We start from the raw sequence: 798 nt of genomic DNA, 5'->3' as shown, positions 1-798 counted from the left end.
CCTTAGCTCAGCTGGGAGAGCGCCTGCCTTGCACGCAGGAGGTCAGCGGTTCGATCCCGCTAGGCTCCACCAAATATATTGATCTATATCGCAATGTGATGTGAATCAGTAACTTTGTTCTTTGAAAACTGGATAAAACGACATTGAAAGCAAACACAAATTTCTATTTTTAATAGATAAGAGTCAAAACAAGTCAAGCAATTGACGTGTCAACTTAAAATCTTGAACGTTGTTCAAGTATAACTTGGTTAAGTTATTAAGGGCGCACGGTGGATGCCTTGGCACTAGGAGTCGATGAAGGACGGCACTAACACCGATATGCCTCGGGGAGCTGTAAGTAAGCTTTGATCCGGGGATTTCCGAATGGGGGAACCCACTACGTGTAATGACGTAGTACCTTTACGTGAATTCATAGCGTACTGGAGACAGACCCAGGGAACTGAAACATCTAAGTACCTGGAGGAAGAGAAAGAAAATTCGATTCCCTGAGTAGCGGCGAGCGAAACGGGAAGAGCCCAAACCAAGAGGCTTGCCTCTTGGGGTTGTAGGACACTCTATACGGAGTTACAAAGGCATGTATTAGGCGAAGCGACTTGGAAAGGTCCGCCAGAGCAGGTAATAGCCCTGTAGTCGAAAGTACATGCCCTCCAGAGTGGATCCTGAGTACGGCGGAACACGTGAAATTCCGTCGGAATCCGGGAGGACCATCTCCCAAGGCTAAATACTACCTAGTGACCGATAGTGAACCAGTACCGTGAGGGAAAGGTGAAAAGCACCCCGGGAGGGGAGTGAAAGAGA

The 798-nt window shown here is 47.9% G+C and carries 1 rRNA gene; it reads left to right on the top strand.

What is annotated here, in order from left to right:
• Positions 1-246 precede the first annotated feature (246 nt).
• Positions 247-798: ribosomal RNA gene (locus AC3II9_RS21470) — 23S ribosomal RNA — on the top strand; the annotation flags it as partial.

The sequence above is a fragment of the Lysinibacillus sp. RU7 genome, assembly GCF_057837305.1.
This window is presented reverse-complemented; position numbering and strand designations above follow the sequence as displayed.